Raw genomic sequence first — 26,977 nt, 5'->3', positions numbered from 1 at the left:
CTCAACATGAGTCGGTGACGCGCGGTTCGATATTGCACAGCCGCGTCTCCATTAATCATCTCGCCCGGGGCTACCCCTCTCCCCACCCTCTCCCGCAAGGGGAGAGGGAGCCTGACCGGTGTGCTCACCTTACTTGCTGTGCGCGATCAGCCGTTCCGGCCGAAACTCTCGCACCACCACCTCCGCACCACATTGCTCCGAGAGCAATTCCAGCATGGCCGCGCGGCGGATGGCACGCTAGAAGTGCGTGCATCCCCTCGCGAGACCCATCATGCCCCACGTATCCGCCCTGCTCGGCTTTGCACTCGTCTGCCTCGGCATGGTGCTGACGCCGGGACCGAACATGATGTACCTGATCTCACGCTCGATCACGCAGGGGCCGGCGGCCGGCATCGTCTCGCTCGGCGGCGTGGCGCTCGGCTTCGTGTTCTACATGCTGTGCGCGGCGTTCGGCATCACCGCGCTGCTGTTTGCAATTCCCTACGCCTATGACGCGCTGCGCTTCGCCGGTGCCGCCTATCTGCTGTGGCTGGCTTGGCAGGCCGTGAGGCCCGGCGGCCGCTCGCCGTTCCAGGTCAAGGCGCTGAAGGTCGACGGCCCGCGCAAATTGTTCGCGATGGGCTTCCTCACCAATCTGCTCAACCCGAAGATCGCGATGCTTTATCTCGCGCTGCTGCCGCAGTTCATCGATCCCGCCGGCGGCAGCGTGCTGACGCAGTCGCTCGCGCTCGGCTCGATCCAGATCGTGATCAGCGTCAGCGTCAACGCGATGATCGCGCTCGCGGCCGGCTCGATCGCGGTGTTCCTCGGCACCCGCCCGACCTGGCTTTTGGTGCAGCGCTGGCTGATGGGCACGGTGCTGGCAGGGCTTGCGATGAAGATGGCGCTCGAGGCGCGCAGGGCGTGATCAATCTTCCTTCTCCCCTTGTGGGAGAAGGTGGCGCGGACGCAGTCCGCGACGGATGAGGGGTCTGCATCCGCGGAGAGAACCCCTCACCCGCCCTCGTTTCACTCGGGCACCCTCTCCCACAAGGGGAGAGGGTGAGTTCAATCCAGCTTCGCTTCCATCCCGCGCTTCGTTGCGGGGCGGGCCATCAGCGTCTCGTACCAGCGCTTGACGTTGGGGAAGTCGGCCAGGTCGACCTTGTGGCGCGGATGGCGCCAGGCCCAGCCGAGGATGGCGAAATCGGCCACCGAGAGATCGCCGGCGACGAATTCGCGCTCCTCAAGCCGGCGGTCCAGCACGCCGTAGAGCCGCCGCGTCTCGGCCATGTAGCGCTTCAGGCCGTAGGCGCGGTCCTGCTCGTTCTCCAGCGCGATGAAATGATGCACCTGGCCCGGCATCGGGCCGAAACCGCCCATCTGCCACATCAGCCACTCATAGACCGGGATCCGCTCGGATAGCGGCTTCGGCAGGAACTTGCCGGTCTTCTCGCCGAGATAGAGCAGGATCGCGCCGGACTCGAAGATGCTGACCGGCTTGCCGCCGGGACCATCGGGATCGACGATCGCCGGGATCTTGTTGTTCGGGCTGATCGCGAGGAAGGCGGGCGCCATCTGCTCGCCCTTGCCGATATTCACCGGGATCACCTTGTAGGGCAGCCCCATCTCCTCGAGCGCCACCGAGATCTTGCGGCCGTTCGGCGTGTTCCAGGTGTGCAGCTCGATGGTCATTTCCGCTTCCCTCGCAAGTGTTTGGCCAAATGATTAGCCGAGTGTTTGGGCCTGCTTACGGGGATCGAGACGGCCGCACAACCGCGCTTTCCGGAACGCTCGCCCGCGCAAATCGCGGCGTGGGCGCTGTTGACGGCCCGATTTCCACGCTGGAATGTGCCGGTCAGCGTGGATAGATTGCCGCCCGCCTCAAACCCTCAAGGGAAAAAGTCTTTGTCCAAATCAGCCTCCCGCGCCCGCCTCGCCGAGATCATCCGCAAGCGCTCGTTCGGCCGCGGCGAGATCACCTTGGCGTCGGGCCGCAAGAGCGACTTCTATTTCAACCTGAAGCCGACGATGCTCGATCCCGAAGGCGCAGCGCTGCTCGCCGAGCTGACCTATGAGGCGCTGAAGGACGACAAGCTCGATTTCGTCGGCGGGCTCGAGATGGGCGCGGTGCCGCTTGCCGGCGCCATCGCGCAGCTCTCCTGGCTGAAGGGCCACCCGATCGCCGCGTTCTTCGTGCGCAAGAAGCCGAAGGAGCACGGCGCGAAGCTCTCAGTCGAAGGGCTCGCCAAGGGCGAGAGTCTGGCCGGAAAGCGCATCGTCATCGTCGAGGACGTCACCACGACGGGCGGCTCGGCGCTGAGGGCGGTGGAAGCGGTGCGCGAGGCCGGCGGCGAGATCGCGCTGGTCTTCACCATGGTCGACCGCGAGGAAGGCGCGACCGAGACGTTCGCCGAAGCCGGATTGCAATTCCGCGCGCTCTACAAGGCCGGCGAGTTCCTGAAGGACTGACGGCTTCAATTCTCCCTCGCCCCGCTCTTGCGGGGAGAGGGTTGGGGTGAGGGGCTGCTTCCACGAGCCGTGAATGTGGTGAGACCTGTACCCCCTCACCCGGATCGCATTTCGCTTCGCTCATGCAATCCGACCTCTCCCCGCAAGCGGGGCGAGGTGAAGAGAAGTCCGCGTGACCCCGCCTTCTTCCTGTGACACCGTCACGCTCAATCAATCGCTCGTTTACCATCCCACCTTAAGGTGAATCCGCCGGGGCACCTTGTCGCCGCGGCGCGTCGGGTGGAGTTGGCGTTGCGTACAGAGTTGAGTGATCGGCGTATGCGGCGCCGCGTGATACTTGCCGCCGCAGCCTTTGCGGGTTCCGTCCTGGTCGTGCCCGCTCCCGTCTCGGCCGAAGGGCTGTTCGACTTCTTCTTCGGTGGTTCCCAGAAGCAGCAGGGCCGGCAGGCCCCGCCGCAAGCCAATTTCTTTGCCGATCCGTTCGGTCTCAACCAGCAGCCGGAGCGGCAGACATCCGCATCCTCCTCGACACCGCGGGTGGCCGGTTCCGGACCGGCCTATTGCGTGCGCAGCTGCGACGGCAAGTATTTTCCGCTGACGATGCGCGGCAACGCGACGCCGGCGCAGCTCTGCCAGGCCTTCTGTCCGGCGAGCGCGACCAAGGTCTATTACGGCAGCCATATCGACAGTTCCGCGTCGAGCACGGGCGAGCGCTATGCCGACAGTGAAAACGCCTTCGCCTATCGCAAGGCGCTGCGCGCCGACTGCACCTGCAACGGCCGCGACCCGGCGGGGCTCGCGCCGGTCGACCTTGCGCTCGATGCCTCGCTGAAGGCCGGCGACGTGATCGCAACCACCGACGGCCTGGTCGCCTATACCGGCGTGCGCGTCGGCAACGAGCAGTCGTTCGACTTCACGCCGGTCGCCTCCTATCCCGGATTGACCGCGCAGGTCCGCGCGCGGCTCGGCGAAATGAAGGTCGCGCCCGTCAGCGCCGAGCTCGCCAGCGATGCGCCGTTGCCGGAGACCGGCCGCGACGTCGCGCCGCCTGCGCCGTCATCCGTTGTGCCGAAGGGCAACGCGGCAAAGTCCGGCAAGCGGGCCGAGGCGAACTGACGGCTTCGAGCTGCGCTGATCAGCGCGCCACGATCACGCCGATCACGTTCGGCGCCGCCATGTATTTCTCCTCGATCGCGGCGCGCGCAGCGGCGCGGTTCTCCGGGTTGAGGATGCCGCGCTTCTCGGCGAGGATCATCCAGCAATAGCCCCACCAATCCGTCAGCATGCCGTGGTCGTCGACCAGGTCGTAACCCTGCTCGGCGGCGAACAGGCGCGCATGCGCCTCGTCAAGCGAGTCGAGCCAGGCGTGATCCTCGAGCGAAAACAGCTCGTCGCTGAAATCATCCGTGGTGTAGCCCCAGATCGACATGCAGACCGCGTTGAACTCGCGGTCGAGCTGGTCGTCGTCGATCGGCTGGCGCCGCGAGGCCAGGTGCAGCCGCGACAGCGAGCGGGCGAAATCCGCGATGCGGGTGAGAGCGAACTGATCGAAGGCGATGGTGGACATGTAGTCCTCGCGGAGGCTGGTAGACCCTAAATATTGTATCGGCACAGCGCCGAATCATAATGATATATCAAAGACTTGCTAAAGTGTTCTTAATTCGTTCTGATGCCATCAATAGAGCGTCGCCCCGGCGAAGGCCGGGGCCCATAACCACCGCAATCGGACATCACACGTGACCGGTGCCCCGAATGGATGCCGCAGTCTACTACGTCCACATCCTCGCGAGCCGTCGCCATGGGACACTCTACATCGGCGTCACCAAACGATCTTCGCAATCGGCTTACGCTCCATCGCTCTGGACACGGCTCACTATTCGTCAAGAAGTACGACGTCACGCGACTGGTTTACGTAGAGGTCTACGCATCACCACAAGAGGCGATCGCCCGAGAAAAAGCGCTGAAGGAATGGCGCCGCGACTGGAAGATTCGCCTCATCGAGCAAGACAATCCCGAGTGGAACGACCTGTCCCATCTTCTCTGACGGCTGTGGTTATGGGCCCCGGCCTTCGCCGGGGCGACGAATGTGCGGTGACTGCCTTCACCTCATGAAAGAGCGGTTCGCGAAGCGCGAGACTCCGCCCCCAAAGCAATTCGGGCCGCTGACTAGGTCAGCGGCCCGATGAAAATTGCTTCGGAATAAAATGCGTCGGAGCTAAAAAATGTGCCCGCCCCACGGGCGACAGGTGTGGTTGTAGAGAACTTCTTAAGTTCTGGGAATCCGTATCACCACGGTGTTCCCGATTCGCGAGAAAACGCGCTGCGCGGCGGCTCAATTCGCCGCTGACAGCAGCTTGTCTCCGCAGGCATTTGCATAGAACTTGCCGCCGCATTGCCGCTTGATCGCGGCACAGCGCACGGCTGGCGATGCGTTCTGCGCCACGCTGAAGCCGCACGTCAGGCCGTCGGCGCTGCGGCCCGGTTTGCCTGCCGCATAGGCTGCGCTGGTCGCCGTGATGCACACGACGAGCAATGCCGCGGCCGCGATCTCGATCAATAGCCTCATCGCATCCTCCGCTAAATTGTCGCAAAATCTCGCGTTTCGCTGCCCGATCGTAGACCCGCGCGGCCCTCTCCGGAAGGTTCCAGAAGCGGCCCGGTCCTTGCATAAAATCACGGCAGCGCCGGTGTATGGGTATCGTTCCGGTTTCGATTGCCGTGCAAGGCGCGTATCATTGCGCTGGAGTGTGATCGGAAAATCGCGGGAACCGGATTTCCGGGGGACCACGCTCGAACAAGGAGACGAGATCATGCTGCATGCCGTCGCATCATGGTCCGTTTAAACGGCAGGGATTGGGCGCGTTGCAGGAACAAACAAATCACCCGGCATTGAACCAGCCGATCGACGAACTGGCGCTGACCGAGATCAAGGGCGCGATCCTGGCCAAGCTGCGGCTTGCGATCGGCAAGGACGCCACCGTTGCGACGAGGCGCGACTGGTACAAGGCTGCGGCGCTGGCGCTGCGCGATCGCATCGTGCACCACTGGCTGACGGCCGAGAAGCAGACCTACGACGCCGGCGCCAAGCGCGTCTATTATCTCTCGCTCGAATTTTTGATCGGCCGCCTGTTCACCGACGCGTTGAACAATATGGGGCTGCTGCCGCTGTTCGAGGCGGCGCTCGGCGACCTCGGCGTCGCTCTCTCCGACCTGCGCAAATGTGAGCCGGACGCGGCGCTCGGCAATGGCGGCCTCGGGCGGCTCGCGGCCTGCTTCATGGAGAGCATGGCGACGCTGGCGATCCCGGCGACCGGCTACGGCATCCGCTACGATTTCGGCCTGTTCCGGCAGATCATGAACCAGGGCTGGCAGCAGGAATATCCCGACGAGTGGCTCGCCTTCGGCAACCCCTGGGAATTCCAGCGGCCGGAGGTGGTCTACAACGTCCATTTCGGCGGCCATGTCGAGCATGTCGATGACCGCGGCCGCGACTGTGCCACCTGGCATCCGGCGGAAACCGTCGAGGCGATGGCCTACGACACGCCGATCGTCGGTTGGCGCGGCCAGCACGTCAACGCGCTTCGGCTGTGGTCGGCGCATGCGCCCGATCCGCTCAAGCTCGACGTCTTCAACACCGGGGACTACGTCTCGGCCAGCGCCGAGCAGGCGCGCGCGGAAGCGATCTGCAAATTCCTCTATCCGAACGACGAGAGCGCGGCGGGCCGCGAGCTCCGCCTGCGCCAGGAATATTTCTTCGTCTCCGCCTCGCTGCAGGATCTGGTGAACCGGCATCTCGCTTCCGACGGCGGCCTGCGCAACCTCGCGCAGAAGGCGGCGGTGCAGCTCAACGACACCCATCCGAGCCTTGCGGTCACCGAGCTGATGCGCATCCTGGTCGACCTGCACAATTTCCGCTGGGACGAGGCCTGGAAGATCACGGTCGCGACGCTGTCCTACACCAATCACACGCTGCTGCCGGAGGCGCTCGAGACCTGGCCGGTGGAATTGTTCGAGCGGCTGCTGCCGCGGCATCTCGAGATCATCTACCGCATCAATGTGGCGCATCTCGCGCTCGCCGAGGAGCGCTTCCCCGGCGACATCGAATACCGCGCCTCGGTCTCGCTGATCGACGAGCGCAGCGGCCGCCGCGTGCGGATGGGCCAGCTCGCCTTCGTCGGCTCGCACCGCATCAACGGCGTCTCGGCGATGCATTCCGACCTGATGAAGGAGACCGTGTTCCACGATCTCCATCATCTCTATCCCCAGCGCATCACCAACAAGACCAACGGCATCACCTTTCGCCGCTGGCTGATGCTGGCCAATCCGCGGCTGACCGCGCTGCTGCGCGAGACCTGCGGCGAGGCCGTGCTCGACGACTTCTCGCTGCTCGAGCGGCTCGAGGCCCATTCGAGCGACCTCGAATTCCAGAAGCGCTTCCGCGACGTCAAGCATCACAACAAGCTGGCGCTGGCCCGGCTGGTCAACGAACGCAACCACATCAAGCTCGACCCGTCGGCGCTGTTCGACGTGCAGATCAAGCGCATCCACGAATACAAGCGGCAGCTGCTCAACATCCTGGAGACGATCGCGCTCTACCACGCGATGAAGGACAATCCGGGTGCGAACTGGGTGCCGCGGGTCAAGATCTTCGCGGGCAAGGCGGCGGCGAGCTACCGCTACGCCAAGTTGATCATCAAGCTGATCAACGACGTAGCCGAGATCGTCAACAATGACGCCTCGCTCGGCGGCAGGCTGAAGGTCGCCTTCCTCGCCGACTACAATGTCAGCCTCGCCGAGGTCATCATCCCCGCCGCCGATCTCTCCGAGCAGATCTCGACCGCCGGCATGGAGGCTTCCGGCACCGGCAACATGAAGCTCGCGCTGAACGGCGCGCTGACGATCGGCACGCTCGACGGCGCCAATATCGAGATTCGCGATGCGGTGGGACCCGAGAACATCGCGATCTTCGGCCTCGAGGCCGGCGACGTCATGGTCCGCCGCAAGCAGGGGCTCGACGCCAGCGACGTGATCCGCAAATCGCCGCGGCTCGAGCGCGCAATCCGCGCCATCGAGAGCGGCGAGTTCTCGCCGGGCGACGCCGCGCGCTTCGCCTCGATCGGGCACGCGCTGCGCTACCTCGACCACTACATGGTCTCGGCCGATTTCGATTCCTACTACGACGCGCAGCGCAGCATCGACGCGCGCTGGCAGGTGCCCCCGGCCTGGACCCGCGCCTCGATCCTCAATGTGGCGCGCATGGCGTGGTTCTCATCCGACCGCACCATCCGCGAATATGCCGACGACATCTGGCACGTGCCGGTGCACCCGAGCGCCTCGCCGCAGCTCGGCAGCCAGCGCGAGGCGAAGGGGTAATCCCGGGACGCGGAAATCGATTACGTCCGACGTCATTGAATTCGGCGCGGTCGCTGGGCTACTGCTGTTGCAGCAGCGTCATTGCGAACGGAGCGACTTGTCCGCCGAAGCCTTGGCGAAGGCGGAAGCAATCCATCGCTCCACATTTGCGGAGCCATGGATTGCTTCGTCGCTTCGCTCCTCGCAATAACGGCAGACGAATTCGAATTAGGGACTTTCATGCTCACCAGGACCCCGCACCTTTTCGACGAAGCCACCGCCGTGACTGCCGGCGACAGCCGCTGGCAGGGACAGACCAGCCCGGACTACTGGGCGTTCGTCGGCCCGTTCGGCGGCTGCACGGCGGCGACCATGCTGCGCGCTTTGATGCAGCACCCGCAGCGCGCGGGCGATCCGCTGGCGCTGACGGTGAATTACTGCGCGCCGGTCGCCGAGGGCGCGTTCGATCTCGATGTCCGCCTGATCAAGGCCAACCGGTCGAGCCAGCACTGGTCGGTCGAGATGACGCAAGGCGGCGGCGAGGTCGCGACCTTAGCGACCGCCGTGTTCGCCGAGCGCCGGCCCTCATGGTCGCACCAGCCGGCCGAGTTTCCCGGCGCCGTGCCGTTCGAACAGTTGCGGTCCTATCCGAAGCTCGCGATGACCTGGGCCAACCAGTATGATTTCCGCTTCGCCGAGGGCGAGCCGACGTTCGGCGGCGGCGCCGCGAAGGAGCCGTCGAGCCCCTACTCCAAGCTCTGGATCGCCGACCGCATGCCGCGCAAGCTCGACGCGCTGTCGCTGATGTCGATGTCGGATGCGTTCTTCGGCCGCGTCTTCCATGCGCGGCACGAGCTAGTGCCGTTCGGCACGGTATCGCTGACGACCTATTTCCACGCCGACGCGGCCGATCTAGAGGCTGAGGATACCACCCGCGTGCTGGCCACAGCCGACGCAAAAACCTTCCACAAGAGCTATGGCGACCAGCACGGCGAATTGTGGTCGCCCTCCGGCCGCCTGCTCGCGACCACGACGCAGATCGCTTACTTCAAGGCGTAGCCAAATATCCACATTGGTCTGCTAGGACCGGATTGCCTATTTCAAGGGTTGGAGGAACATTGGCGCGTCGCTTCTGTTCCAGCCTTTGGAATCACTGGCCTTTGGGAGCACTGCCGCATGTCCGAAGCCGACACTTCAAAGCCCTCGCGCATCGCGCTGCTTGGCGTTCCCATCGAGATCGGCGCATCGCAGCCCGGTCCGCTGATGGGACCGGATGCGCTGCGCACCGCGGGCATCGCGCGCCTGCTCGAGCAGCTCGACTTCCAGGTCGACGACCACGGCAACCTTGCGATCCCGGCCGTCGTCGCGGACGGCCCGGTGCCGGCCAACACCAAATTCTATGACGAGGTGAAAACCTGGACCCGCGCCCTCTCCGAGCGCGCCTACTGGCTGGCGCATTCCGGCGCGATCCCGATCTTCATGGGCGGCGATCACTCGCTGTCGATGGGATCGATCAACGGCGTCGCGCGCTACTGGCAAGAGAAAGGCCGGCCGCTGTTCGCGCTGTGGGTCGACGCCCATGCCGACTACAACACGCCGGCCACCACCATCACCGGCAACATGCACGGCATGTCGGCGGCCTTCCTGTGCGGCGAGCCCGGCCTCGACGATCTGCTCGGCGGGTTGCCGCGCGCCTCGATCCCGCCGGAGCAGCTCGACCTGATCGGCACGCGCTCGGTCGATCCGCTGGAGCGCAAGCTGCTGCGGCAGCGCAACGTCTCGATATCAGACATGCGCCAGATCGACGAGTTCGGCGTCGCCGTGCTGACCCGGCGCGTGATCGACCGGGTCAGGGCGAAGAACGGCGTGCTGCATGTCTCGTTCGACGTCGACTTCCTCGATCCCGAAGTCGCGCCCGGCGTCGGCACCACGGTGCCGGGCGGCGCGACATACCGGGAGGCGCATCTCATCATGGAGCTGCTGCACGATTCCGGACTGGTGCGCTCGCTCGACATCGTCGAGCTCAATCCGTTCCTCGACGAGCGCGGCCGTACCGCGCGCGTCGCGGTGGAGTTGATCGGCAGCCTGTTCGGTCTGCAGATCACCGACCGCCAGACGCCGAGCAATGCGGTGCTGCCGGAGATGGGGGAATAGCGAGACGCGGATCACGTCAGTCCCGTCACCCTGAGGTGGCCGCTTCTTCAGCGGCCCTCGAAGGGTCGACGGCCACCGGCCGGGCCGTTCACCCTTCGAGGCTCGCAAGTGCTCGCACCTCAGGATGACGGGGAGAGATATCGCGCGTGGCTCGGCGGCAGACAAGTCAAAACAAAAAAGGCGGCCACGAAGGCCGCCTTTTCCAATCGCGTATCGTTTGCGCGGATTACTCCGCCGCGAGCTTCACTTCCGGCGCGGCGGCGCGGACTTCGGCGTCGACCTGCGCTTCGAACTTGGCGAAGTTCTTCTGGAACATGCCGACCAGCGCACGGGCGGTCTTGTCGAACTCGACCTTGTCGGCCCAGGTCTTGATCGGATCGAGGATGTGCGGCTCGACGCCCGGCAGCGAGGTCGGCACCGCGAAGCCGAAATACCTGTCGGTGCGGAAGTCGGCGTTGCGAAGCGAGCCGTTCAGCGCCGCGGTGAGCAGCGCGCGCGTCACCTTGATCGGCATGCGGCGGCCGGTGCCGTATTTGCCGCCGGTCCAGCCGGTGTTGACCAGCCAACAATCGACATTGTGCTTGGCGATCAGATCGCGCAGCATGTTGCCGTAGACCGACGGATCGCGCGGCAGGAACGGCGAGCCGAAGCAGGTCGAGAATTCCGGCTGCGGCTCGTTGCCGAGACCGCGCTCGGTGCCCGCGACCTTCGCGGTGTAGCCGGACAGGAAGTGATACATCGCCTGCGCCGGCGTCAGCTTGGCGATCGGCGGCATCACGCCGAACGCGTCGGCGGCGAGCATCACCACGTTCTTCGGCTGTGGCGCGCAGCCGGTGCGCGAGGCGTTCGGAATGAAATCGAGCGGATAGGCCGAGCGGGTGTTCTCGGTCTTCGAGCCGTCGTCGAAGTCAGGCACGCGGTCGCGCTCACCGAGCACGACGTTCTCCAGCACCGCGCCGAAGCGCTTGCTGGCGGCATAGATTTCCGGTTCGGCTTCGCCCGACAGCTTGATGCACTTGGCGTAGCAGCCGCCTTCGAAGTTGAAGACGCCGTCCTCGCTCCAGCCATGCTCGTCATCGCCGATCAGCGTGCGCTTGGGATCGGCCGACAGCGTGGTCTTGCCGGTGCCGGACAGGCCGAAGAAGATCGCGGTGTCGCCGTCGGGCCCGACATTGGCCGAGCAGTGCATCGGCATCACGCCCTTCTCGGGCAGATAGAAGTTCAGCGTGGTGAACACGCTCTTCTTCATTTCGCCGGCATAATAAGACCCGCCGATCAGGACGATCTTGCGGGCGAAATCGATCGCGACGACGTTCTCCGAACGCACGCCATGACGTTTCGGATCGGCGCGGAAGCTCGGCAGATCGATGATCGTCAGTTCCGGCACGAAGCTCGCGAGCTCCGACGTCTCGGGACGAATGAGCAGCGTGCGGATGAACAGCGAGTGCCAGGCGAGTTCGGTGAACACCCGCGTCTTGATGCGATGCTTCGGATCGGCGCCGCCATAGAGATCCTGCGCGAACAGCGTCATGCCTTCGGCATGCTTGAGGAAGTCGGCATGCAGCGTGGCGAACTGCTCGGAGGTGATCGACTGGTTGCCGGCCCACCACATGCTCTTGTCGGTCAGGCCGTCGCGAACCGTGAACTTGTCCTTCGGGCTGCGGCCGGTGAACACCCCTGTGTCCGCGCACAGCGCGCCATCGGCCGAGAGCACCGCTTCGCCATTGCGCAACGAATGCTCATAGAGCTGCGGCGCACCGTAGTTCCAATGCACGCCCTTGAGATTTTTTAAGCCGAATTTGTCGGCGCCGAAGGCACCGTTATGCACGCCCGTCTCTTGCACGAAGAACCTCCTCGAACCCGCGTATCCTTGTTCGCGCGAATGTCGCTAGTCGCGCCCCGTCGCGGTGATGACCGTCATCAGAATATAGCCTCTCGGCCCCGGTCCGGCGACCTAATAGTGGGGATCGCCGGGCTTGCCAAGCCAGTCGAACGGCTTTTGGTTTATTCCAAGGCGGGCACATCATCTGGCGCAAATACCGCAGCGCGAAACGCTTTCGCTTTGCTTTCGCTTTCGCATTGTTTTCGCGGCGATCAGGCGACGTTTCGTCGCCTTTCCCGCTGCGAACGAGGTCTTGCGATGCACAAAGAGTGCCAGCGATCGGCGCACGCATGCGCCGATTGCTGCATAAAACAAGGGGAATGCCGGTTATGCGTTTCGCGCTGAGGATGTGTCGTTGAAATAGACTGCCGCGAGTTGACGCTGCGCTGCACTGCCGAGCATGTCGCCCACGATCGTGTTGCACGCGGATAGCACCATCTGCTCGGCATTGAGCATTCGGTTGAGCTCAACATGCCGTCGTCGAAGCTGGATGACTTCAATGCGCGGCATCGGCGAATGTTCCGCAACGCTCATTGCATATGGCGCAACAGGATCGCCGGCCGTCACGATCGATGGTTACGCAATCAGCACCTGGGGCCCGCGCATCGTCACGGCGTGAGCCTCACAATCCCACTGATTTTCCGATGCAGCGGCAGCGGAGATTCCCGCAGCCGCGCCGAACCCATCAGCGATGACGCGACGCGCCGGCGCGAAATGATCGCGCTATCAGGGACACCGCACCCGGCCTCAGGCGAAGGCGCGCGGAGCCGCATCATGCGACACCATGCCTCGCCGGGCGCAGTGCCGCCTTCGGTGCCGGCAGCAAGTGCTGCCCTATCCCTTGTCTTATCCCTTGGCGCGGGCTTCGCCGGCGAGCCGCACCAGCATCTTGCGCAGCTCGGTGCCGTTGCTGACCCGCTCGGGGAAATCCAGCCGCAGCGTGGCGCGGCCGGCCTGCATGTCCATGCCGTCGGGATCGCAGCCGGTGCACAGCCAGTCGGCACTGTCAGCGCCGAGCAGCCGCGTGGCGTAGAGATTCATCGCCTCGCGGTGGTCCTCATTCATATGCGCCACCGCGCCGGGCTCGGCCTCCAGCAGCGCGTCGGCACCGCCGAGATCGGTCAGAAACTGCGCCGGCTTGAGGTCGACGATGCGGCCGAATCCGGCGACTAGATGGGCACCGTTCGGCCGGATCACGAAGAACGAAAAATCCTTAAATTCCACAAAGGCTTCCGCCGACGGATGGGCAGCAAGGTAGCGCCGCTCGGCGAGCTCCCGCTCGGCGTCGGCGACCTCCTCCGCCCGCCCCGCCAGCATGATCCGGGCGCCTTCCAGCGGATCGCCCTCGGCGCGCTCGTCCAGCATCAGCGACACCCGGCTGTCGGCCAGGATGTTCTTGGTGTGCAGCGCCAGCCGGGAAATCAGCAGGATCGGCGAGCCGTCGGGATGGCTGGCGAGGTTGACCAGCGAGCAATAGGGATCGCCGGTGCCGGCCATCAGCGTTGCGAGCGCACCCTGGCGACTGCGGCGCAGCAGCGAGCGGGCAAGGTGGGCAGGATCGAAGTCGGCGGTCGGTTGCATGGGCCTATCGGGGTCATTTTGGGGCGAATCGGGCGGTTCCCTTGGAAAAAAGGGCCTTTTCTCACGATCTCAGGGTGCTATATGGGGGTCCAACGCGTGGGTCGCAGAGCGTTTTTTGCGGAACTCGGTCACACTTCAGCCTAGCTTGCATTGCTCGTTGACCGCGTTCGAAGCCCAATTCCACGGCGCGACGCCAGAGTGCCCGCCGTTTAAGCCACTCTCATTGTGAAAGCAGCTCATGCCCACAATCGCCTTGGTCGACGACGACCGCAACATTCTCACTTCGGTCTCGATCGCGCTTGAAGCCGAAGGCTATCGCATCATGACCTACACGGACGGTGCGTCGGCGCTGGATGGGTTTCGTACGTCGCCGCCCGATCTTGCGATCCTGGATATCAAGATGCCGCGCATGGACGGCATGGAAACGCTGCGCCGGCTGCGCCAGAAATCCGACCTGCCGGTGATCTTCCTCACCTCCAAGGATGAAGAGATCGACGAATTGTTCGGTCTGAAAATGGGCGCCGACGATTTCATCCGCAAGCCGTTCTCGCAGCGCCTTTTGGTCGAACGCGTCAAGGCCGTGCTCCGCCGCGGCCAGCCCAAGGATCCGACCGCCGCACCGAAGGAGCCGGACGCCCGCGCGCTCGACCGCGGCCTGCTGCGGATGGATCCGGAGCGCCACACCTGCACCTGGAAGAACGAGCCGGTGACGCTCACCGTGACCGAATTCCTGATCCTGCAGGCGCTCGCCACCCGCCCTGGCGTGGTGAAGAGCCGCAACGCGCTGATGGACGCGGCCTATGACGACCAGGTCTATGTCGACGACCGCACCATCGACAGCCACATCAAGCGGCTGCGCAAGAAGTTCAAGGTGGTCGACGACGATTTCGAGATGATCGAGACGCTGTACGGCGTCGGCTATCGCTTCAAGGAAGCCTGATCTGCGCCTCCCGGGCGGCTTGTTAACTGACAGGCTCCGCACGGCTGGGGTAAGCTCGGGCGATCACGTGCTTCGCGGGACGACATCCATACCAACCGGCAGCTTTGCCAGTGCTTGATCGAACGCAGCTCGAGCAGGGCCTGAATACCGAGGACGCCTCGCAGCTCCTCGATCAAGAGGCCGTGGCCGACGACGTCGCGCAGGACAAGGGCTGGCGCCGTCCGCTCGGCTGGCTGCGCCGCGCCGGTCAGTTCTTCTTTGCGCTGTCGTTCTCGAGCCTGACGCGTCGCATCGTCTCGCTCAACCTTGCCGGCCTCGTCGCGCTGGTCGCCAGCATCCTCTATCTCTCGCAGTTCCGCGCCGGCCTGATCGAGGCGCGCACGCAGAGCCTGCTGGTCTATGCCGAGATCATCTCGGAGGCGATCGCGGCGTCTGCGACCGTCGAAGGCAACACCGTCACCATCGATCCGGACCGGCTGCTCGACCTCAAGCCCGGCGAGAGTTTCGGCCAGCCGGATGAATCGGCGGATTTCCCGATCAATCCCGAGCGCGTCGCACCGATCTTGCGCCGCCTGATCGCGCCGACCAAGACGCGGGCCCGCATCTTCGACCGCGACGGCGGCCTGATCCTCGACAGCCGCAATCTGTTCGCCCGCGGCGACGTGCTGCGCATGGAGCTGCCGCCACCGTCCGAGAAGCCGTCGCTGTATGAGAAGACCAAGGCCACGATCAAGACCTGGCTCAACCGCGGCGACCTGCCGATCTACCGCGAGCTCGGCCCCGAAGGCGGCAAGGGCTATTCCGAAGTCGCGCAATCGCTCGAGGGCATGAAGGGCAGCGCGGTGCGCGTCACCGACCGCGGCGCGATCATCGTCTCGGTTGCGGTTCCGGTGCAGCATTTCCGAGCCGTGCGCGGCGCATTGATGCTGACGACCCAAGGCGACGACATCGACCAGCTGGTGATGTCCGAGCGCCTCGCCATCCTGAAGATCGGCGGGGTCGCGTCCGCCGTCATGATCATGCTGTCGCTGCTGCTCGCGAGTACGATCGCAGGTCCGGTGCGGCGGCTTGCCGAAAGCGCCGAGCGCGTCCGTCACCGCATTCAGACCCGCGTCGAGATTCCCGACTTCACCGGACGCCGCGACGAGATCGGGCATCTCTCCGGCGCGCTGCGCGACATGACTAATGCGCTCTACAGCCGCATCGAGGCGATCGAGATGTTCGCCGCCGATGTCGCCCATGAGCTGAAGAACCCCCTGACGTCGCTGCGCTCGGCGGTCGAGACGCTGCCATTGGCGCGCAACGAGAACAGCCGCTCGCGACTGCTCGCCGTGATCGAGCATGACGTCAAGCGGCTCGACCGCCTGATCTCCGACATCTCGGACGCCAGCCGGCTCGACGCCGAACTGCAGCGCCAGGACATGGCACCCGTCGATCTGCGCCGGCTGCTGACGACGCTGACCGGCGTCGCCAACGAGACGCGGCTCGGCCACGACGTTGCCGTCGAAGCCCGCTTCGAGGGCCGCGGACCGACCGATACGCTCTCGGTGCCCGGCCATGATTCCCGGCTCGGCCAGGTGATCTCGAACCTGCTGTCGAACGCGCAATCGTTCTCCAAGCCGGGCGACAAGGTGCGCATCGTCTGCCGCCGCACCCGCGGCGAGGTCGAGATCGTGGTCGACGACGACGGGCCCGGTATCGGCGAGGACGCGCTGGAGCGGATCTTCGAGCGCTTCTACACCGACCGGCCGCACCAGGGCTTCGGCCAGAACTCCGGCCTCGGGCTTTCGATCTCCAAGCAGATCATCGAGGCGCATGGCGGACGCATCTGGGCCGAGAACCGCCCGGGCCCTGCGGACGAAGACGGCAATCCCACCGTGGCCGGCGCTCGTTTCGTGGTCAGGCTGCCGACACTATGAGCGACAATTCAAGCGTGCACGCATCCGCCGTTCTGGTCGGCGAGCGTGCGGTGCTGATCCGCGGCCCGTCGGGCGCCGGCAAGTCGCGCCTCGCCTTCGAACTGATTCTCGCCGGGCGCACCGGAGCGCTCCCGCCGGCCATTTTGGTGGGGGATGACCGTGTCCGTCTCGACACAGCCGGCGAACAATTGTGGGTTCGCCCGGCCCGGCAATTGGCCGGTCTGATCGAGATCCGGGGCCTCGGAATCCGCCATTGCCCGTTCGCGGACGAGGCCGTGGTCGGCTTGGTCGTCGACCTTGCCGCCGACGATGCCGAGCGGCTGCCGTCGCCCGAAGCGCTCAAGATCAGCCTAAATGGTGTTTCAATACCGCGAATTCCCGTGCCGGCCGGCTTTCAACCCCTGCCGCTGGTTGTCGCCGCGCTGACGACAACCTGAAAGTTCATGGTCCCGTAATCTTGCGGCCAATTGTGGGAAGGGAATTGGTAACCATATCACATCCACTATCGCGTCGGATTTTGCCGGCGCAGCCTCCCCTCTCTACCGCCAGGAACCGGGAGACTAGCCAAGATGCCCTCTTGCGCAGGGCCTCTGGATGGTCAAAGTGGCGCGTTCGTGCGGTGCACCAAAGGGCGCCCGCGAGGAGTTTCCGATGATTGGTCTAGTGCTGGTGACCCATGGGCGCCTTGCCGACGAGTTCAGAGCGGCGCTCGAACACGTTATGGGTCCGCAGAAACAAATTGAAGCAATTACGATCGGGGCCGAGGACGATTCCGATCTCTGTCGAAGCGACATCATCGAAGCGGTGAACCGCGTCGATAGCGGCGACGGCGTTGCGATCCTCACCGACATGTTCGGCGGCACGCCGTCGAATCTCGCGATCTCCTGCATGAGCCGCCCGAAGGTGGAAGTGCTCGCGGGCATCAATCTTCCCATGCTGGTCAAGCTTGCCAAGGTTCGCGAGGAGCGTTCGCTGCCCGACGCGATCGCGATGGCGCAGGAAGCCGGCCGCAAATACGTCACCATCGCCAGCCGCGTTCTCGCAGGCAAATGAGCGACGAGGCCCCGGGCGCAAACCATGTCGGCCCGGGCGTGCCTGCGGGCGCCATTTCGCGTGAGCTGCTGATCGTCAACAAGCGCGGCCTGCACGCGCGGGCGTCGGCGAAATTCGTCCAGCTGGTCGAGCGCTTCAACGCCGAGGTCTGGGTCACGCGCGGCGGCGAGACCGTCGGCGGCACCTCGATCATGGGCCTGATGATGCTGGCCGCAGGGCCCGGCACCACTGTCGTTGTCTCCGCGAAAGGCGAAGACGCGCAACAGGCACTCGACGCCATCGCCGACCTCGTCGCCAGTAAGTTCAACGAGGAAGGCACGTAACGGCGGGCACACCCGTTACGCCAATTCATCACGTCACCCCCCGCGCAACGGCTTCGCCTTTGGTCGCTGGAGGAGCGCGCCGCAAGGTTCGCACTTCAGTGAAGGGCCTGGCGCGGGCACACCGATTCTGCACCCTCCCCTGGAGGGGGAGGGTCGGCTCACATGGAGCGCAGCGGAATGTGAGACGGGGTGGGGTGATCTCTCAGCACGGGCAGCACCCGAGTGGAGAGACCTTCACCCCACCTCGGTTCGCATTTCATGCGAACCGATCCTCCCCCTCCAGGGGAGGATAAGAGGAGCAGTGCCGACCGTTCAAACAGTTGGTCGCCGCAGACCAAAGCGATCACGAAGGCGATCCTTTCGATCGGGTCGAGATCGCTGCTTTTCCAGGATGCCTGGGAAGAACTACTTCGCCGGCGGCACCAGATAGACTTTCCACACCGTCGACGGGCCGGGATGGCCGTTGAAGAAGCGCATGGTGGTCATCACCACCGGCTCGGCATTCTTGGCATGCTCCGCCATCCAGGCCTCGCATGGCTGCAGGAACACCGGATCGGTGGTGTCGCAGACGCCGATGAAGCCGAGGCGCTTGGCTTCGTCGAGCGACGTCAGCCCCGACGTCCAGGCTTCGCCCGGCACCAGCGAGGCCGGATGATCCGGACTGTAGAACGTCATCGGCTCGCCGATGTCGGACCGCGCGACGACCACCGCCCAGCGTGAATGGAATCTGTCCTGCCAGGTCTGTGTGAGCTCACGCGCGAGCTCGGAGCGCGCGGCGTAGGTCGAGCCGCCGATGCGGTTGGACGCGATCTCCTGGGTGGCGATGCTGGGCGCGGCGATCAGCGTTGCGATCGTGGCCACGAGCCAGACCGCCGTGATCGAGAACAGCGCCATGCGCGGGAAGCGAAGCGAGGGGATCGCAACCAGCGCAAGCGGCACCAGGAAGAACAGCGGGATGCCCCAATCGGTCTTGATATAGACGGTGAATGCCAGTGCGCCGAGCGGCGGCCCAATCGCGACGATCAGCTGGATGATCCAGACGTTGAGCGCCTGCGGAAGGTTGACGGCCGGATTGGGTCCACGCGACCAGATCCGCGCCAGCACGTCCGACGGCCGCCATGGCACCGCCCCCAGCAGCAGCGCAATGAGGCCCAGCACGACAGGAATCGCGAGCAGCCCGAGATTGTGCAGGATGTAGCCGATCACGAGCTGGACGTTGAGCTCGCGGCTCGACAGCGCATAGACGTCGCCGGCATAGGTGAACGGCACGAAGTTCACCTCTTCCAGCCACACCAGATGCGGAATCATCGCCACGATCATGGTGCCGATCGCAACCCATGGCGCCGGCGAGCGCAGGAACTGCATCCGCTGCGGATGGATCAGCGCAGCAAGCCCGATGGCGCCGATCATCGTCACCACCCAGTATTTGGTCATCAACGCCAGCATGCCGGCAAAGCCGAGCCAGAGGCCCGATTTGAAGCTGCGCTTCTCGAACGCGTTCAGATAGGCCAGCACCAGCAGCGGCAACGGCACCAGCTGCGCGAGGTCGGCGTTGTATTTGAAGCCCTTGAAGTTGAAGATCGGGTAGAGCGCGAGCATCACCACCATGAAGAATGCACGGCGGCGATCGACGACGCGCAGCGCGATCAGCCAGCACACGACCAGCGCGAAGCTGACGGTGGCCATCGCAAGCGCATAGGTCGACCAGTTGGTGACCGGGAAGATCCTGAACCAGACCCCCGCGATCCAGCCCGACAGCGGCGGATGCTTGCCGTAGCCGAGCAGGAAGCGCTGGCCCCAGGCATAGGCCTCCGCGACGTCCATATGGACATCCTGCGCGGCCTTGAGCTTGACCAGGATCAAGGTCCACAGCACCGCGTGGACCAGCGCGAAGCCGATCACGAACCACAGGCTGGTCCGGGGATCGATGGCGCGTGAGGCGATCCAGGCGGCGATCCGCCGGATCGTCAGCCTGCGGGTAGAGCGCCTGGCGGCAGGAAGAATGGAAGCGGTCGACATGGCCTGTGCCTGAGGCATGACCCGGAAAAGTGGAGCGTGGCTTTCCGGAGGGATCATACCGAATGGAAACGGACGTGCGATGAGTGATTGCTCACCAGCGCTTCGGCGCGCTTTAGCGCGTTTTTGTGGCCAGTGAAATCAGCTTGGCGTGAGAATGCCTCAAGCCGGCCCGTTCACTTTTCGAGAAGCTCGGGCCGGTACTCGAAATGCATGGTATCGTAGTGATACCACTTGCCGCCCCAGATGAAGCCGTGACGCTCGAAGATGTCGACGATCTCTTGCGGCATCCGGTTCTTGTAGGGGATGGTTTTGCCCTTGCCCGCCCACAGCCAGTAGTCCGAGACTTTCAGGTTGAGGTCGATCGCGGCCGCGTAGCCATGCATGCTCATCCGCCCGGTATCGGCGACGGCGCGACAAGATAGCACACCCGCGATCGGAAACGCCGAGGCGCGCAGCGCCGGATCGAGCGCGTCGATCTCGGCCGAGACCTGCTTCAGCCGCTCGGCCACGCCGTTGACCCGTGTGACCTGAACCGGCTTGCCCCAGGATTTCGGCAGCCAGCTGATCGTCACCAGGTTCCGCCTGACCTCGGCGGTATTGCAGTCGCCATACATCTTCTTGAAGAAGGCCTCGTTGCGGAAGCGGCCGGGATCGGCATTCACCGCCGGCGGCGCCGTCGGCCCGGCCGGATAGGGTTGCCGCATCTGGTCGAGGATCGATGCATTGCGCAGCATCTGATCGAACGGCTTGTCGGAGATGCCGTCGTCGACCGGCATCACCGTGCCGTCGCGCCAGGTGATCGTGGTGTCGTCGTGGGTGGTGAGCGCATCGGGATAGGCATGCACCAGGCGGTCGAGCAGATCGCCTTTGCTCTGGGCATGCGCAAGCGGCGGCAGCAGCGCCAGCACGGCAACGATGCAGGCCGTCCCGCGCGCGGCCATTCAGCGCTTCCCGACCTGATCGATCAGCGCCACATTGGCCTCCTCGATCGCGTTCAGCTTCGGATTCCAGCTGTTCGGCGCATACCATGGAAAGCGCGAAAAATACGCCTTGAGATCGGCGGAGTCGAAATAGCGTCCGCGGCGGGCAAAGATCTCGTTGCGCGCGATCCGCAACTCGTCCCGCGACAGCCGCCGCAGATCCGCAGGCGTCAGCAGCCGCCGGTCGGAATCCGGGAAGATGAAACCGCTTGGCGCAGCACCGCCGCCGGATTCGAAGCGATCGATCAGCGCGACATTGGCGCTCTCGATCGCATTGAGCGGCGGATCCCATGAGCGGGGCACGTACCAGGCGAATCTGCTGAACCGCGCGGTCAGGTCCGGCGCGTTGAAGTAACGCCCGCGCCGCGCGAAGATTTCGTTGCGGGCGATCCGCAGATCCTCCTTGCTGAGCGCCCTGAGATCGCTCTCCGTCAGCAGGCGGCTGTCGGACTCCGGAATGATGAAGTCCGATTGCGTGCGCACCGCTGGCGGCGCGGACGGAGGCGAGTTCGGCGGCGGCAGGCTCTGCTGCGGCGGGATCACCGTTGCCGGCGGATCGGCGGTTGCAACCTGCGCCGGCGCGTTGCCGGCGAAATAGAACGAGCCGTCGATCGGCGAGGTCGAGACCCAGGGCTGCTGCGCGTTGCCGGTGGCGCGCTTGACGACGAGGCCGACCTGATTGAACGCCTGCAGCACGTCGAGACCGGGCTTCTGCACGGTATCGACGAGCGCACGCGTATAGGGGCTGTGGCCGTCATCGCCATCGAGCGCGACGTTGCCCGGCTGGGTCGCATAGGACAGCAGCGTGCCCTCCGGCGCGCGGATCTGGGCGAGGCCGCCGTCGGCGGCGCGCAAGCCGCGCCCGCCGAACGGATTGTTCCGGCAGGCGTCGAGGATGACGATGTTGAGCCGCGTGCCCGCGCCCTCCATCTGTCGCAGCACCAGTCCGACATCGACCATCTGGAAATCGACATCGGCCTCGCGCGTGGGGTTCGCCGAGACCGGTACCAGATAATTGGTGCCGCGCACCTGGATGCCGTGGCCGGCGTAATAGAACAGCGCGACGTCTGCTCCCATCAGCTGGCTGCCGAAGCGCTGGATCGCGGTATCGAAACCGGCCTTGTCCAGATCGACCTGGGCCTGCCCGCCGACCAGCGCAAAACCCAGCCGCTGCAGCGTCTCGGCCACCAGCTGCGCATCGTTCTTCGGGTTCTGCAGCCGCGACACGTTCTGATAGGTCGAATTGCCGACGACCAGCGCCACGCGCTTGTCGGCGGCCGCGGGCGCCACGAACAACATGGCGAGCAATCCGGCGGCGAGAAGGGTCCAGCGCATCGTCAAATCCACGAATATCGGGCCGCCAGACCTAGCAGAAACATGCCCGAAAATCGATCATTGCAACCCTGCCGGAAACACCCCCGTGATTTGCCGTCACACCCCTGCAAAATACCGCAATATGGTTGCCCGCGCGGGGGTGCGGATGCTATCCCGCGCCCATGACAACTGCCCCGATTTCGAACATCCGCAACTTCTCCATCGTCGCCCATATCGACCATGGCAAATCGACGCTCGCCGACCGCCTGATCCAGATGACGGGCGGCCTGTCGGATCGCGAGATGGCGGGCAAGGAGCAGGTGCTCGATTCGATGGATATCGAGCGCGAGCGCGGCATCACCATCAAGGCGCAGACCGTCCGGCTGAACTACCGTGCCAAGGACGGCAAGGATTACATCTTCAATCTGATGGACACGCCCGGCCATGTCGACTTCGCCTACGAGGTGTCGCGGTCGCTGGCGGCCTGCGAGGGTTCCCTGCTGGTGGTCGACGCCAGCCAGGGCGTCGAGGCGCAGACGCTCGCCAACGTCTACCAGGCGCTCGACAACAATCACGAGATCGTGCCGGTCCTGAACAAGGTCGACCTGCCCGCCGCCGAGCCCGAGAAGGTCAAGCAGCAGATCGAGGACGTGATCGGCATCGACGCGTCGGACGCGGTGATGATCTCGGCCAAGACCGGCATCGGCGTGCCCGACGTGCTGGAGGCGATCGTCACCCGCCTGCCGCCGCCAAAGGGCGACCGCGATGCGACGCTCAAGGCGCTCTTGGTCGACAGCTGGTACGACGTCTATCTCGGCGTGGTCGTCCTGATCCGCGTCGTCGACGGCGTGATGAAGAAGGGTAGCCGCATCCGCATGATGGGCACCGGTGCCGCCTATGACATCGAGCGCGTCGGCTTCTTCACGCCGAAGATGGAGCAGGTCGACGAGCTCGGCCCCGGCGAGATCGGCTTCATCACCGCGGCGATCAAGGAAGTCGCCGACACCCGCGTCGGCGACACCATCACCGACGACAAGAAGCCGATCAGCGAGATGTTGCCCGGCTTCAAGCCGGCGATCCCGGTGGTGTTCTGCGGCCTGTTCCCGGTTGACGCCAACGACTTCGAAACGCTGCGCGCCGCGATGGGCAAGCTCAGGCTCAACGACGCCAGCTTCTCGTACGAGATGGAAACCTCGGCCGCGCTCGGCTTCGGCTTCCGCTGCGGCTTCCTCGGGCTGCTGCATCTGGAGATCATCCAGGAGCGGCTGTCGCGCGAGTTCGATCTCAACCTGATCGCGACCGCGCCGAGCGTCATCTACAAGATGAAGCTGACCGACGGCACCGAGCTCGAGATCCACAATCCGGTCGACATGCCCGATGTGGTCAAGATCGCCGAGATCGAGGAGCCGTGGATCGAGGCGACGATCCTCACCCCCGACGAATATCTCGGCAGCGTCCTGAAGCTGTGCCAGGACCGCCGCGGTTCGCAGAAGGAGCTGACTTACGTCGGCTCCCGCGCGATGGTGAAATACGATTTGCCGCTCAACGAAGTCGTGTTCGATTTCTACGATCGCCTGAAGTCGGTCTCCAAGGGCTACGCCTCGTTCGACTATCATCTGACCGACTACAAGCCGGCGGATCTCGTCAAGATGCAGATCCTGGTCAACGCCGAGCCGGTCGACGCGTTGTCGATGCTGGTGCATCGGACCCGCGCCGAAGGCCGCGGCCGCGCCATGGTCGAGAAGATGAAGGAGCTGATCCCGCCGCACATGTTCCAGATCCCGATCCAGGCGGCGATCGGCGGCAAGGTGATCGCGCGCGAAACCGTCCGCGCGCTGCGCAAGGACGTCACCGCGAAGTGCTACGGCGGCGACATCACGCGTAAGCGCAAGCTTCTGGAGAAGCAGAAGGAAGGCAAGAAGAAGATGCGGCAGTTCGGCAAGGTCGACATTCCGCAGGAAGCCTTCATCGCCGCGCTCAAGGTGGATAGCTGAGGCGCACGCTCGAGCCGCATCGGGCGTAACGAGGCAGGTCTGGTCCGCGGCTTTCGGGGACCCGGCAACAAAAAAGTCGAAAACAACCCCATGCACAGTAGCCGTCAACCTTCATCGCCGCGCTGAAGGTGGCTGGGATGCGGCCCCAGACACCAGCCCGCCGCCGGCAGACGGAAGCGGTGGCAGCTTGAGTTGACGCATTCAGGCTTTAGCCTTGCGGCCACGACCTCCAGATCTTGCTGGCACGCTCCTTCCATATTCATTCCACCAGGCCGTTAGCGCCTCCATCGTCGGGCCGAGCCCGCGCGCCTTCTTGGTGATCGCATATTCAACGCGGAGCGGCACTTCCGCGAACACCGTGCGCGATATCAGGCCGTCCGCTTCGAGTTCGCGAAGTTGTGCCGTGAGCATGTGCTGAGTGATGCCGGGGATGGCTTTTCGTAACTCGCCGAAGCGGTAGACCCGCTGATTGAGCAGCCACATGATCTCCAGCTTCCACTTGCCTGAGAGCAGCGCGAACGCGCGCCGCATCTCCTCATGCATGTTTATCTCTGCGTTTTTCGTAGTATGATTCTCCATACCTACATCATCTTATTCATCCTACTTGCGATTATCAATCTTAATCCGCATTTTCGATGTGCGCTGCTGAGGCACAAAGGAATTGCACTGCGGCGCAAATCAACCCCAACCGAGGAGTTGCTGTCGCGCCAGCAATCACAACGACCACATGGCTACCATTTACACGTACTGGATCAGCACAGCGCTCTTGACGCTGCTGTATCTCTCCTCCGCCGTCATGTACCTGACGAAGGGGAAATGGGTCCGGCAGGCGCTCGCCGGCCTTGGATACCCGGCTTACCTCGTGCCGCTCATGATCGTAGTTAAAGTCTTGGGCCCGGCCGCAGTCCTTTCGCGCGTCAACGTGGGGCTCAGCGATCTCGCTTACGCGGGCATGTTCTATCATCTGCTGTTAGCTGGCTTGGCGCATTTCGCCGTGCGGAAGCCCAACGAGGCGTTGCCCGCCATCGTCGGCCTCGCGTTGCTCATCACTTCCTTCGTTACGCAGAACGCCGCTCGCGCTATCGCGTCGCCATACGGGCTGTTCTGACGAGAAGGAAAGCGATCAACACAACAACTATCGAAAGAGATGAACATGAACAGACTCAATGCAAAAGTTGCCATTGTCACTGGCGCCGGTCGCGGTATTGGCCGATCTACCGCGAAGCTGTTCGCTGCGGAAGGTGCAAAGGTTGCGGTCCTGTCGCTCACACCGGCAAACGTGGACGCCGTCGTCGCAGAGATCGAAGGGGCGGGCGGCACGGCGCTAGGCATCGTCTGCGACATCAGCGATGCTGACCAAGTCAAAGCGGCGATCGATAAGGTGGTCGCGGCTTACGGCGGGATCGATATCCTCGTGAACAATGCGTTCGATCCGTCCGTTCCCAACTCGTCCGTCAAGGATTTGTCAGTCGAGCAGTTGCAGCGCAACTTCGAGACGGGCCCAATCGCGTATCTGCGAACGATGCAAGGATGTTACCCCTACCTAAAGATGAGCGGCAGAGGTCGTGTCATCAACTTCGGCTCGATGGCTGGCGTCCTCGGCTTGACCGGCTATGGACCCTACAACATGGCAAAAGAGGCGGTGCGCGCCCTTACGCGGACCGCCGCCCGCGAATGGGGTGCCGACAAAATCACCGTGAATAACATCCTGCCGCTCGCGGAGACATGGGACTCTGCCGCAAATGTGCCCGCGCCGACAAACGCGCTGGCCCGATACGGCGCGCCGGAATATGACGTCGCGCCGGTCGTCCTGTTCCTGGCGAGCGAGGACGCGCAGTTTGTAACAGGAGCCAGCCTCACCGCGGACGGCGGCGCAATCATCGACAGCGCGCGCTAGTCATGACCGTACTCCCCATCACTTCCGTGTTTGCGGCAGCCTTTGCGGTCTCCCTTGTCGCGCTGTCATTTCCCATTTCCGTGCGCCGCGCAAAGGCCGGGCAGATGGTAGGCGACAGCGCCGACGAGACGCTGCGCCGGCGTATACGCGCCCAGGGCAATTTCATCGAGTACGTTCCACTTGGGGTGATCTCGTTGGGGCTGGTCGAGGCGCACGTCGCCGCGGCCTGGATGGTTATTGCCATCGGGACAACGCTTGCGTCCGGGCGGCTCCTGCATGCAATCGGCATGCTTCGGGGACTGGAGGCGCTGCGCGGTTTCGGGATGCTCTTGACCTACACAGCGCTGCTTGTTGCGGCTGGATACCTCGTTCTGGACGCAGCGTCTTGATAGCCCGGACGTCCGCTGCCGACCCATTGCGACATTTGCAGCGATTGCAGAAGGCGGTCGGCGTCGGGGCGAACCGGACATTGACGAAGATTTATAAGTACGCGCCCGGTTGAGATGCCCTTGGCGCAGTCGATGTCGATCCTTGTCCCAGCAACAAAACGCACCATGATTTGAATCGCCTTCGTACGGCGGGCCGACTAGACTCCGATCATGTTGCGCATCCTGTCCCTCCTGATCGTCATCCTCGCATTGCTGCAGCCGGACTTGAGCTCGGCCGCCTCCTCGAAAAAGCGGCACGGCTCTACCCGCTGGCACGGCTATGGCTTCCTGCCCGGCTACCGGCAGCCGCCCAATCAGACCATTCCGGTGCTCGGCCCGCGCGGCGCCGCCCGCGGCTATCCGGATTTTTCGCCGGAATATTGGTATGGCGGGGACTGGCATTACTTCGGCCGCCCCGGATTCCATGGCGGAGGACGCTACAATGGCGGCAGCTACGGCCCGTGCTGGAGCTGGACGCCGATCGGGCGGGCCTGGAATTGCGGGTAGGAGCGCGATGAGTTTAGATCGAATCGGGTTGGCTGTGTGCTCGCTTTACCTCTCCCCATTGGGGAGAGGTCGATTTGCGAAGCAAATCGGGTGAGGGGGCTCAGCTCTAACGAGGGACCGTAACCCCTTGTATCTGCACGAGCATGATTTGTGCGATGGAAGCGACTTAGCGCCTTGGCCGGT

Annotated in this window: 26 protein-coding genes and 1 pseudogene; 17 read left to right on the top strand and 10 right to left on the bottom strand. The window is 64.2% G+C overall.

Annotated features, from left to right (window positions below):
- Positions 1–271 precede the first annotated feature (271 nt).
- Positions 272–907 carry a LysE family translocator gene (locus tag QMZ05_RS31660; protein ID WP_353704321.1) on the top strand — a complete coding sequence of 212 codons (636 nt, stop codon included), beginning with the start codon at positions 272–274 and terminating at the stop codon, positions 905–907.
- 140 nt (positions 908–1,047) lie between these two features.
- Here the strand turns inward: QMZ05_RS31660 and QMZ05_RS31655 are convergent, their stop codons facing one another.
- Positions 1,048–1,674 (bottom strand): glutathione binding-like protein, encoded by a 627-nt coding sequence (locus tag QMZ05_RS31655; protein WP_353704320.1) that lies wholly within the window; start codon positions 1,672–1,674, stop codon positions 1,048–1,050.
- A gap of 213 nt (positions 1,675–1,887) precedes the next feature.
- Between QMZ05_RS31655 and pyrE the strand changes: the two genes are divergently transcribed.
- Together pyrE and QMZ05_RS31645 are read left to right on the top strand one after the other, a co-directional pair.
- Positions 1,888–2,451, top strand: coding sequence for an orotate phosphoribosyltransferase (pyrE, locus tag QMZ05_RS31650; RefSeq protein ID WP_353704319.1), 564 nt, complete (start codon positions 1,888–1,890; stop codon positions 2,449–2,451).
- A 318-nt stretch (positions 2,452–2,769) separates the two neighbouring features.
- A complete protein-coding gene (locus QMZ05_RS31645; protein ID WP_353704318.1) occupies positions 2,770–3,567 on the top strand; it encodes a DUF2865 domain-containing protein in 798 nt (265 codons plus the stop codon).
- 19 nt (positions 3,568–3,586) lie between these two features.
- Here QMZ05_RS31645 and QMZ05_RS31640 read toward each other — a convergent pair whose 3' ends face one another.
- Positions 3,587–4,018, bottom strand: coding sequence for a hypothetical protein (locus QMZ05_RS31640; RefSeq protein WP_074130459.1), 432 nt, complete (start codon positions 4,016–4,018; stop codon positions 3,587–3,589).
- A 185-nt stretch (positions 4,019–4,203) separates the two neighbouring features.
- Between QMZ05_RS31640 and QMZ05_RS31635 the strand changes: the two are divergent.
- Positions 4,204–4,495, top strand: a pseudogene (locus QMZ05_RS31635) (GIY-YIG nuclease family protein).
- Between the two features lie 288 nt (positions 4,496–4,783).
- On the opposite strand, the gene QMZ05_RS31630 reads toward QMZ05_RS31635, so the two are convergent.
- Entirely contained in the window at positions 4,784–5,017 is a 234-nt protein-coding gene (locus QMZ05_RS31630) for a hypothetical protein (RefSeq protein ID WP_353704317.1), read from the bottom strand.
- Positions 5,018–5,313: 296 nt separating this feature from the next.
- On the opposite strand from QMZ05_RS31630, the gene QMZ05_RS31625 reads away from it, so the two are divergent.
- From QMZ05_RS31625 to rocF, 3 genes are all read left to right on the top strand, one after another.
- Complete coding sequence (locus QMZ05_RS31625) at positions 5,314–7,824, top strand: glycogen/starch/alpha-glucan phosphorylase (RefSeq protein ID WP_353704316.1); 2,511 nt, start codon at positions 5,314–5,316, stop codon at positions 7,822–7,824.
- Between the two features lie 219 nt (positions 7,825–8,043).
- Positions 8,044–8,862 (top strand): thioesterase family protein, encoded by an 819-nt coding sequence (locus QMZ05_RS31620; RefSeq protein WP_353704315.1) that lies wholly within the window; start codon positions 8,044–8,046, stop codon positions 8,860–8,862.
- Positions 8,863–8,979: 117 nt separating this feature from the next.
- Complete coding sequence (rocF, locus tag QMZ05_RS31615; RefSeq protein WP_353704314.1) at positions 8,980–9,957, top strand: arginase; 978 nt, start codon at positions 8,980–8,982, stop codon at positions 9,955–9,957.
- Positions 9,958–10,183: 226 nt separating this feature from the next.
- Here rocF and QMZ05_RS31610 read toward each other — a convergent pair whose 3' ends face one another.
- The 3 genes from QMZ05_RS31610 to QMZ05_RS31600 all read right to left on the bottom strand — a co-directional run bounded on the left by QMZ05_RS31610 (position 10,184) and on the right by QMZ05_RS31600 (position 13,420).
- Entirely contained in the window at positions 10,184–11,800 is a 1,617-nt protein-coding gene (locus QMZ05_RS31610; RefSeq protein WP_353704313.1) for a phosphoenolpyruvate carboxykinase, read from the bottom strand.
- A gap of 366 nt (positions 11,801–12,166) precedes the next feature.
- Positions 12,167–12,349 (bottom strand): hypothetical protein, encoded by a 183-nt coding sequence (locus QMZ05_RS31605; RefSeq protein WP_353704312.1) that lies wholly within the window; start codon positions 12,347–12,349, stop codon positions 12,167–12,169.
- A gap of 336 nt (positions 12,350–12,685) precedes the next feature.
- The gene (locus QMZ05_RS31600) at positions 12,686–13,420 is read right to left on the bottom strand and encodes a DUF2470 domain-containing protein (protein ID WP_353704311.1); all 735 of its coding nucleotides are present in this window, start codon (positions 13,418–13,420) and stop codon (positions 12,686–12,688) included.
- A gap of 238 nt (positions 13,421–13,658) precedes the next feature.
- Between QMZ05_RS31600 and QMZ05_RS31595 the strand changes: the two genes are divergently transcribed.
- The 5 genes from QMZ05_RS31595 (at position 13,659) to QMZ05_RS31575 (ending at position 17,655) form a co-directional block, all read left to right on the top strand.
- A complete protein-coding gene (locus QMZ05_RS31595) occupies positions 13,659–14,360 on the top strand; it encodes a response regulator transcription factor (RefSeq protein ID WP_016843287.1) in 702 nt (233 codons plus the stop codon).
- A gap of 110 nt (positions 14,361–14,470) precedes the next feature.
- A complete protein-coding gene (locus QMZ05_RS31590; RefSeq protein WP_353704310.1) occupies positions 14,471–16,279 on the top strand; it encodes a sensor histidine kinase in 1,809 nt (602 codons plus the stop codon).
- Positions 16,276–16,716, top strand: a complete 441-nt coding sequence (locus QMZ05_RS31585) for an HPr kinase/phosphatase C-terminal domain-containing protein (protein ID WP_353704309.1) — start codon at positions 16,276–16,278, stop codon at positions 16,714–16,716. The genes QMZ05_RS31590 and QMZ05_RS31585 overlap by 4 nt, the downstream gene beginning before the upstream one ends.
- 214 nt (positions 16,717–16,930) lie before the next feature.
- The gene (locus tag QMZ05_RS31580) at positions 16,931–17,332 is read left to right on the top strand and encodes a PTS sugar transporter subunit IIA (RefSeq protein ID WP_021076632.1); all 402 of its coding nucleotides are present in this window, start codon (positions 16,931–16,933) and stop codon (positions 17,330–17,332) included.
- Positions 17,329–17,655: an HPr family phosphocarrier protein gene (locus QMZ05_RS31575; protein ID WP_353704308.1), complete on the top strand. Its 327-nt coding sequence runs from the start codon at positions 17,329–17,331 to the stop codon at positions 17,653–17,655. Before QMZ05_RS31580 ends, QMZ05_RS31575 begins: the two co-directional genes overlap by 4 nt.
- A 405-nt stretch (positions 17,656–18,060) precedes the next feature.
- On the opposite strand, the gene QMZ05_RS31570 is transcribed toward QMZ05_RS31575, so the two are convergent.
- From QMZ05_RS31570 to QMZ05_RS31560, 3 genes are all read right to left on the bottom strand, one after another.
- Positions 18,061–19,674 (bottom strand): glycosyltransferase family 39 protein, encoded by a 1,614-nt coding sequence (locus QMZ05_RS31570; RefSeq protein WP_353704307.1) that lies wholly within the window; start codon positions 19,672–19,674, stop codon positions 18,061–18,063.
- Between the two features lie 173 nt (positions 19,675–19,847).
- Positions 19,848–20,615 (bottom strand): M15 family metallopeptidase, encoded by a 768-nt coding sequence (locus QMZ05_RS31565; protein WP_353704306.1) that lies wholly within the window; start codon positions 20,613–20,615, stop codon positions 19,848–19,850.
- Entirely contained in the window at positions 20,616–21,989 is a 1,374-nt protein-coding gene (locus QMZ05_RS31560) for a YARHG domain-containing protein (RefSeq protein ID WP_353704305.1), read from the bottom strand.
- Between the two features lie 161 nt (positions 21,990–22,150).
- Between QMZ05_RS31560 and lepA the strand changes: the two genes are divergently transcribed.
- Positions 22,151–23,962, top strand: coding sequence for a translation elongation factor 4 (gene lepA, locus QMZ05_RS31555; RefSeq protein WP_353704304.1), 1,812 nt, complete (start codon positions 22,151–22,153; stop codon positions 23,960–23,962).
- A gap of 201 nt (positions 23,963–24,163) precedes the next feature.
- Here lepA and QMZ05_RS31550 read toward each other — a convergent pair whose 3' ends face one another.
- Positions 24,164–24,541: a helix-turn-helix domain-containing protein gene (locus tag QMZ05_RS31550; protein WP_353704303.1), complete on the bottom strand. Its 378-nt coding sequence runs from the start codon at positions 24,539–24,541 to the stop codon at positions 24,164–24,166.
- Between the two features lie 148 nt (positions 24,542–24,689).
- Here QMZ05_RS31550 and QMZ05_RS31545 point away from each other — a divergent pair, with 148 nt between their 5' ends.
- The 4 genes from QMZ05_RS31545 (at position 24,690) to QMZ05_RS31530 (ending at position 26,794) form a co-directional block, all read left to right on the top strand.
- On the top strand, positions 24,690–25,070 hold the full coding sequence (locus QMZ05_RS31545; protein WP_353704302.1) for a DoxX family protein: 381 nt from the start codon (positions 24,690–24,692) through the stop codon (positions 25,068–25,070).
- A 45-nt stretch (positions 25,071–25,115) separates the two neighbouring features.
- The gene (locus tag QMZ05_RS31540; RefSeq protein WP_353704301.1) at positions 25,116–25,859 is read left to right on the top strand and encodes an SDR family oxidoreductase; all 744 of its coding nucleotides are present in this window, start codon (positions 25,116–25,118) and stop codon (positions 25,857–25,859) included.
- A gap of 2 nt (positions 25,860–25,861) precedes the next feature.
- Positions 25,862–26,248, top strand: a complete 387-nt coding sequence (locus QMZ05_RS31535) for an MAPEG family protein (protein ID WP_353704300.1) — start codon at positions 25,862–25,864, stop codon at positions 26,246–26,248.
- A 210-nt stretch (positions 26,249–26,458) separates the two neighbouring features.
- Complete coding sequence (locus QMZ05_RS31530; RefSeq protein ID WP_353704299.1) at positions 26,459–26,794, top strand: hypothetical protein; 336 nt, start codon at positions 26,459–26,461, stop codon at positions 26,792–26,794.
- The last annotated feature ends 183 nt before the right edge of the window (positions 26,795–26,977 follow it).

This window comes from Bradyrhizobium sp. INPA03-11B (assembly GCF_040446015.1).
GTDB classification, from domain to species: Bacteria; Pseudomonadota; Alphaproteobacteria; order Rhizobiales; family Xanthobacteraceae; genus Bradyrhizobium; species Bradyrhizobium macuxiense_A.
The sequence above is the reverse complement of the archived record's forward strand: the minus strand, read 5'-3'. Positions and strand labels throughout refer to the sequence as shown.

Coding starts and splice junctions, on each gene's coding strand:
- QMZ05_RS31660 (WP_353704321.1), top strand. CDS start 272: ATGCCCCACGTATCCGCCCTGCTCGGCTTTGCACTCGTCTGCCTCGGC.
- QMZ05_RS31655 (WP_353704320.1), bottom strand. CDS start 1,674: ATGACCATCGAGCTGCACACCTGGAACACGCCGAACGGCCGCAAGATC.
- QMZ05_RS31645 (WP_353704318.1), top strand. CDS start 2,770: ATGCGGCGCCGCGTGATACTTGCCGCCGCAGCCTTTGCGGGTTCCGTC.
- QMZ05_RS31640 (WP_074130459.1), bottom strand. CDS start 4,018: ATGTCCACCATCGCCTTCGATCAGTTCGCTCTCACCCGCATCGCGGAT.
- QMZ05_RS31630 (WP_353704317.1), bottom strand. CDS start 5,017: ATGAGGCTATTGATCGAGATCGCGGCCGCGGCATTGCTCGTCGTGTGC.
- QMZ05_RS31620 (WP_353704315.1), top strand. CDS start 8,044: ATGCTCACCAGGACCCCGCACCTTTTCGACGAAGCCACCGCCGTGACT.
- rocF (WP_353704314.1), top strand. CDS start 8,980: ATGTCCGAAGCCGACACTTCAAAGCCCTCGCGCATCGCGCTGCTTGGC.
- QMZ05_RS31605 (WP_353704312.1), bottom strand. CDS start 12,349: ATGCCGCGCATTGAAGTCATCCAGCTTCGACGACGGCATGTTGAGCTC.
- QMZ05_RS31600 (WP_353704311.1), bottom strand. CDS start 13,420: ATGCAACCGACCGCCGACTTCGATCCTGCCCACCTTGCCCGCTCGCTG.
- QMZ05_RS31595 (WP_016843287.1), top strand. CDS start 13,659: ATGCCCACAATCGCCTTGGTCGACGACGACCGCAACATTCTCACTTCG.
- QMZ05_RS31585 (WP_353704309.1), top strand. CDS start 16,276: ATGAGCGACAATTCAAGCGTGCACGCATCCGCCGTTCTGGTCGGCGAG.
- QMZ05_RS31580 (WP_021076632.1), top strand. CDS start 16,931: ATGATTGGTCTAGTGCTGGTGACCCATGGGCGCCTTGCCGACGAGTTC.
- QMZ05_RS31575 (WP_353704308.1), top strand. CDS start 17,329: ATGAGCGACGAGGCCCCGGGCGCAAACCATGTCGGCCCGGGCGTGCCT.
- QMZ05_RS31570 (WP_353704307.1), bottom strand. CDS start 19,674: ATGTCGACCGCTTCCATTCTTCCTGCCGCCAGGCGCTCTACCCGCAGG.
- QMZ05_RS31565 (WP_353704306.1), bottom strand. CDS start 20,615: ATGGCCGCGCGCGGGACGGCCTGCATCGTTGCCGTGCTGGCGCTGCTG.
- QMZ05_RS31560 (WP_353704305.1), bottom strand. CDS start 21,989: ATGCGCTGGACCCTTCTCGCCGCCGGATTGCTCGCCATGTTGTTCGTG.
- lepA (WP_353704304.1), top strand. CDS start 22,151: ATGACAACTGCCCCGATTTCGAACATCCGCAACTTCTCCATCGTCGCC.
- QMZ05_RS31550 (WP_353704303.1), bottom strand. CDS start 24,541: ATGGAGAATCATACTACGAAAAACGCAGAGATAAACATGCATGAGGAG.
- QMZ05_RS31545 (WP_353704302.1), top strand. CDS start 24,690: ATGGCTACCATTTACACGTACTGGATCAGCACAGCGCTCTTGACGCTG.
- QMZ05_RS31540 (WP_353704301.1), top strand. CDS start 25,116: ATGAACAGACTCAATGCAAAAGTTGCCATTGTCACTGGCGCCGGTCGC.
- QMZ05_RS31535 (WP_353704300.1), top strand. CDS start 25,862: ATGACCGTACTCCCCATCACTTCCGTGTTTGCGGCAGCCTTTGCGGTC.
- QMZ05_RS31530 (WP_353704299.1), top strand. CDS start 26,459: ATGTTGCGCATCCTGTCCCTCCTGATCGTCATCCTCGCATTGCTGCAG.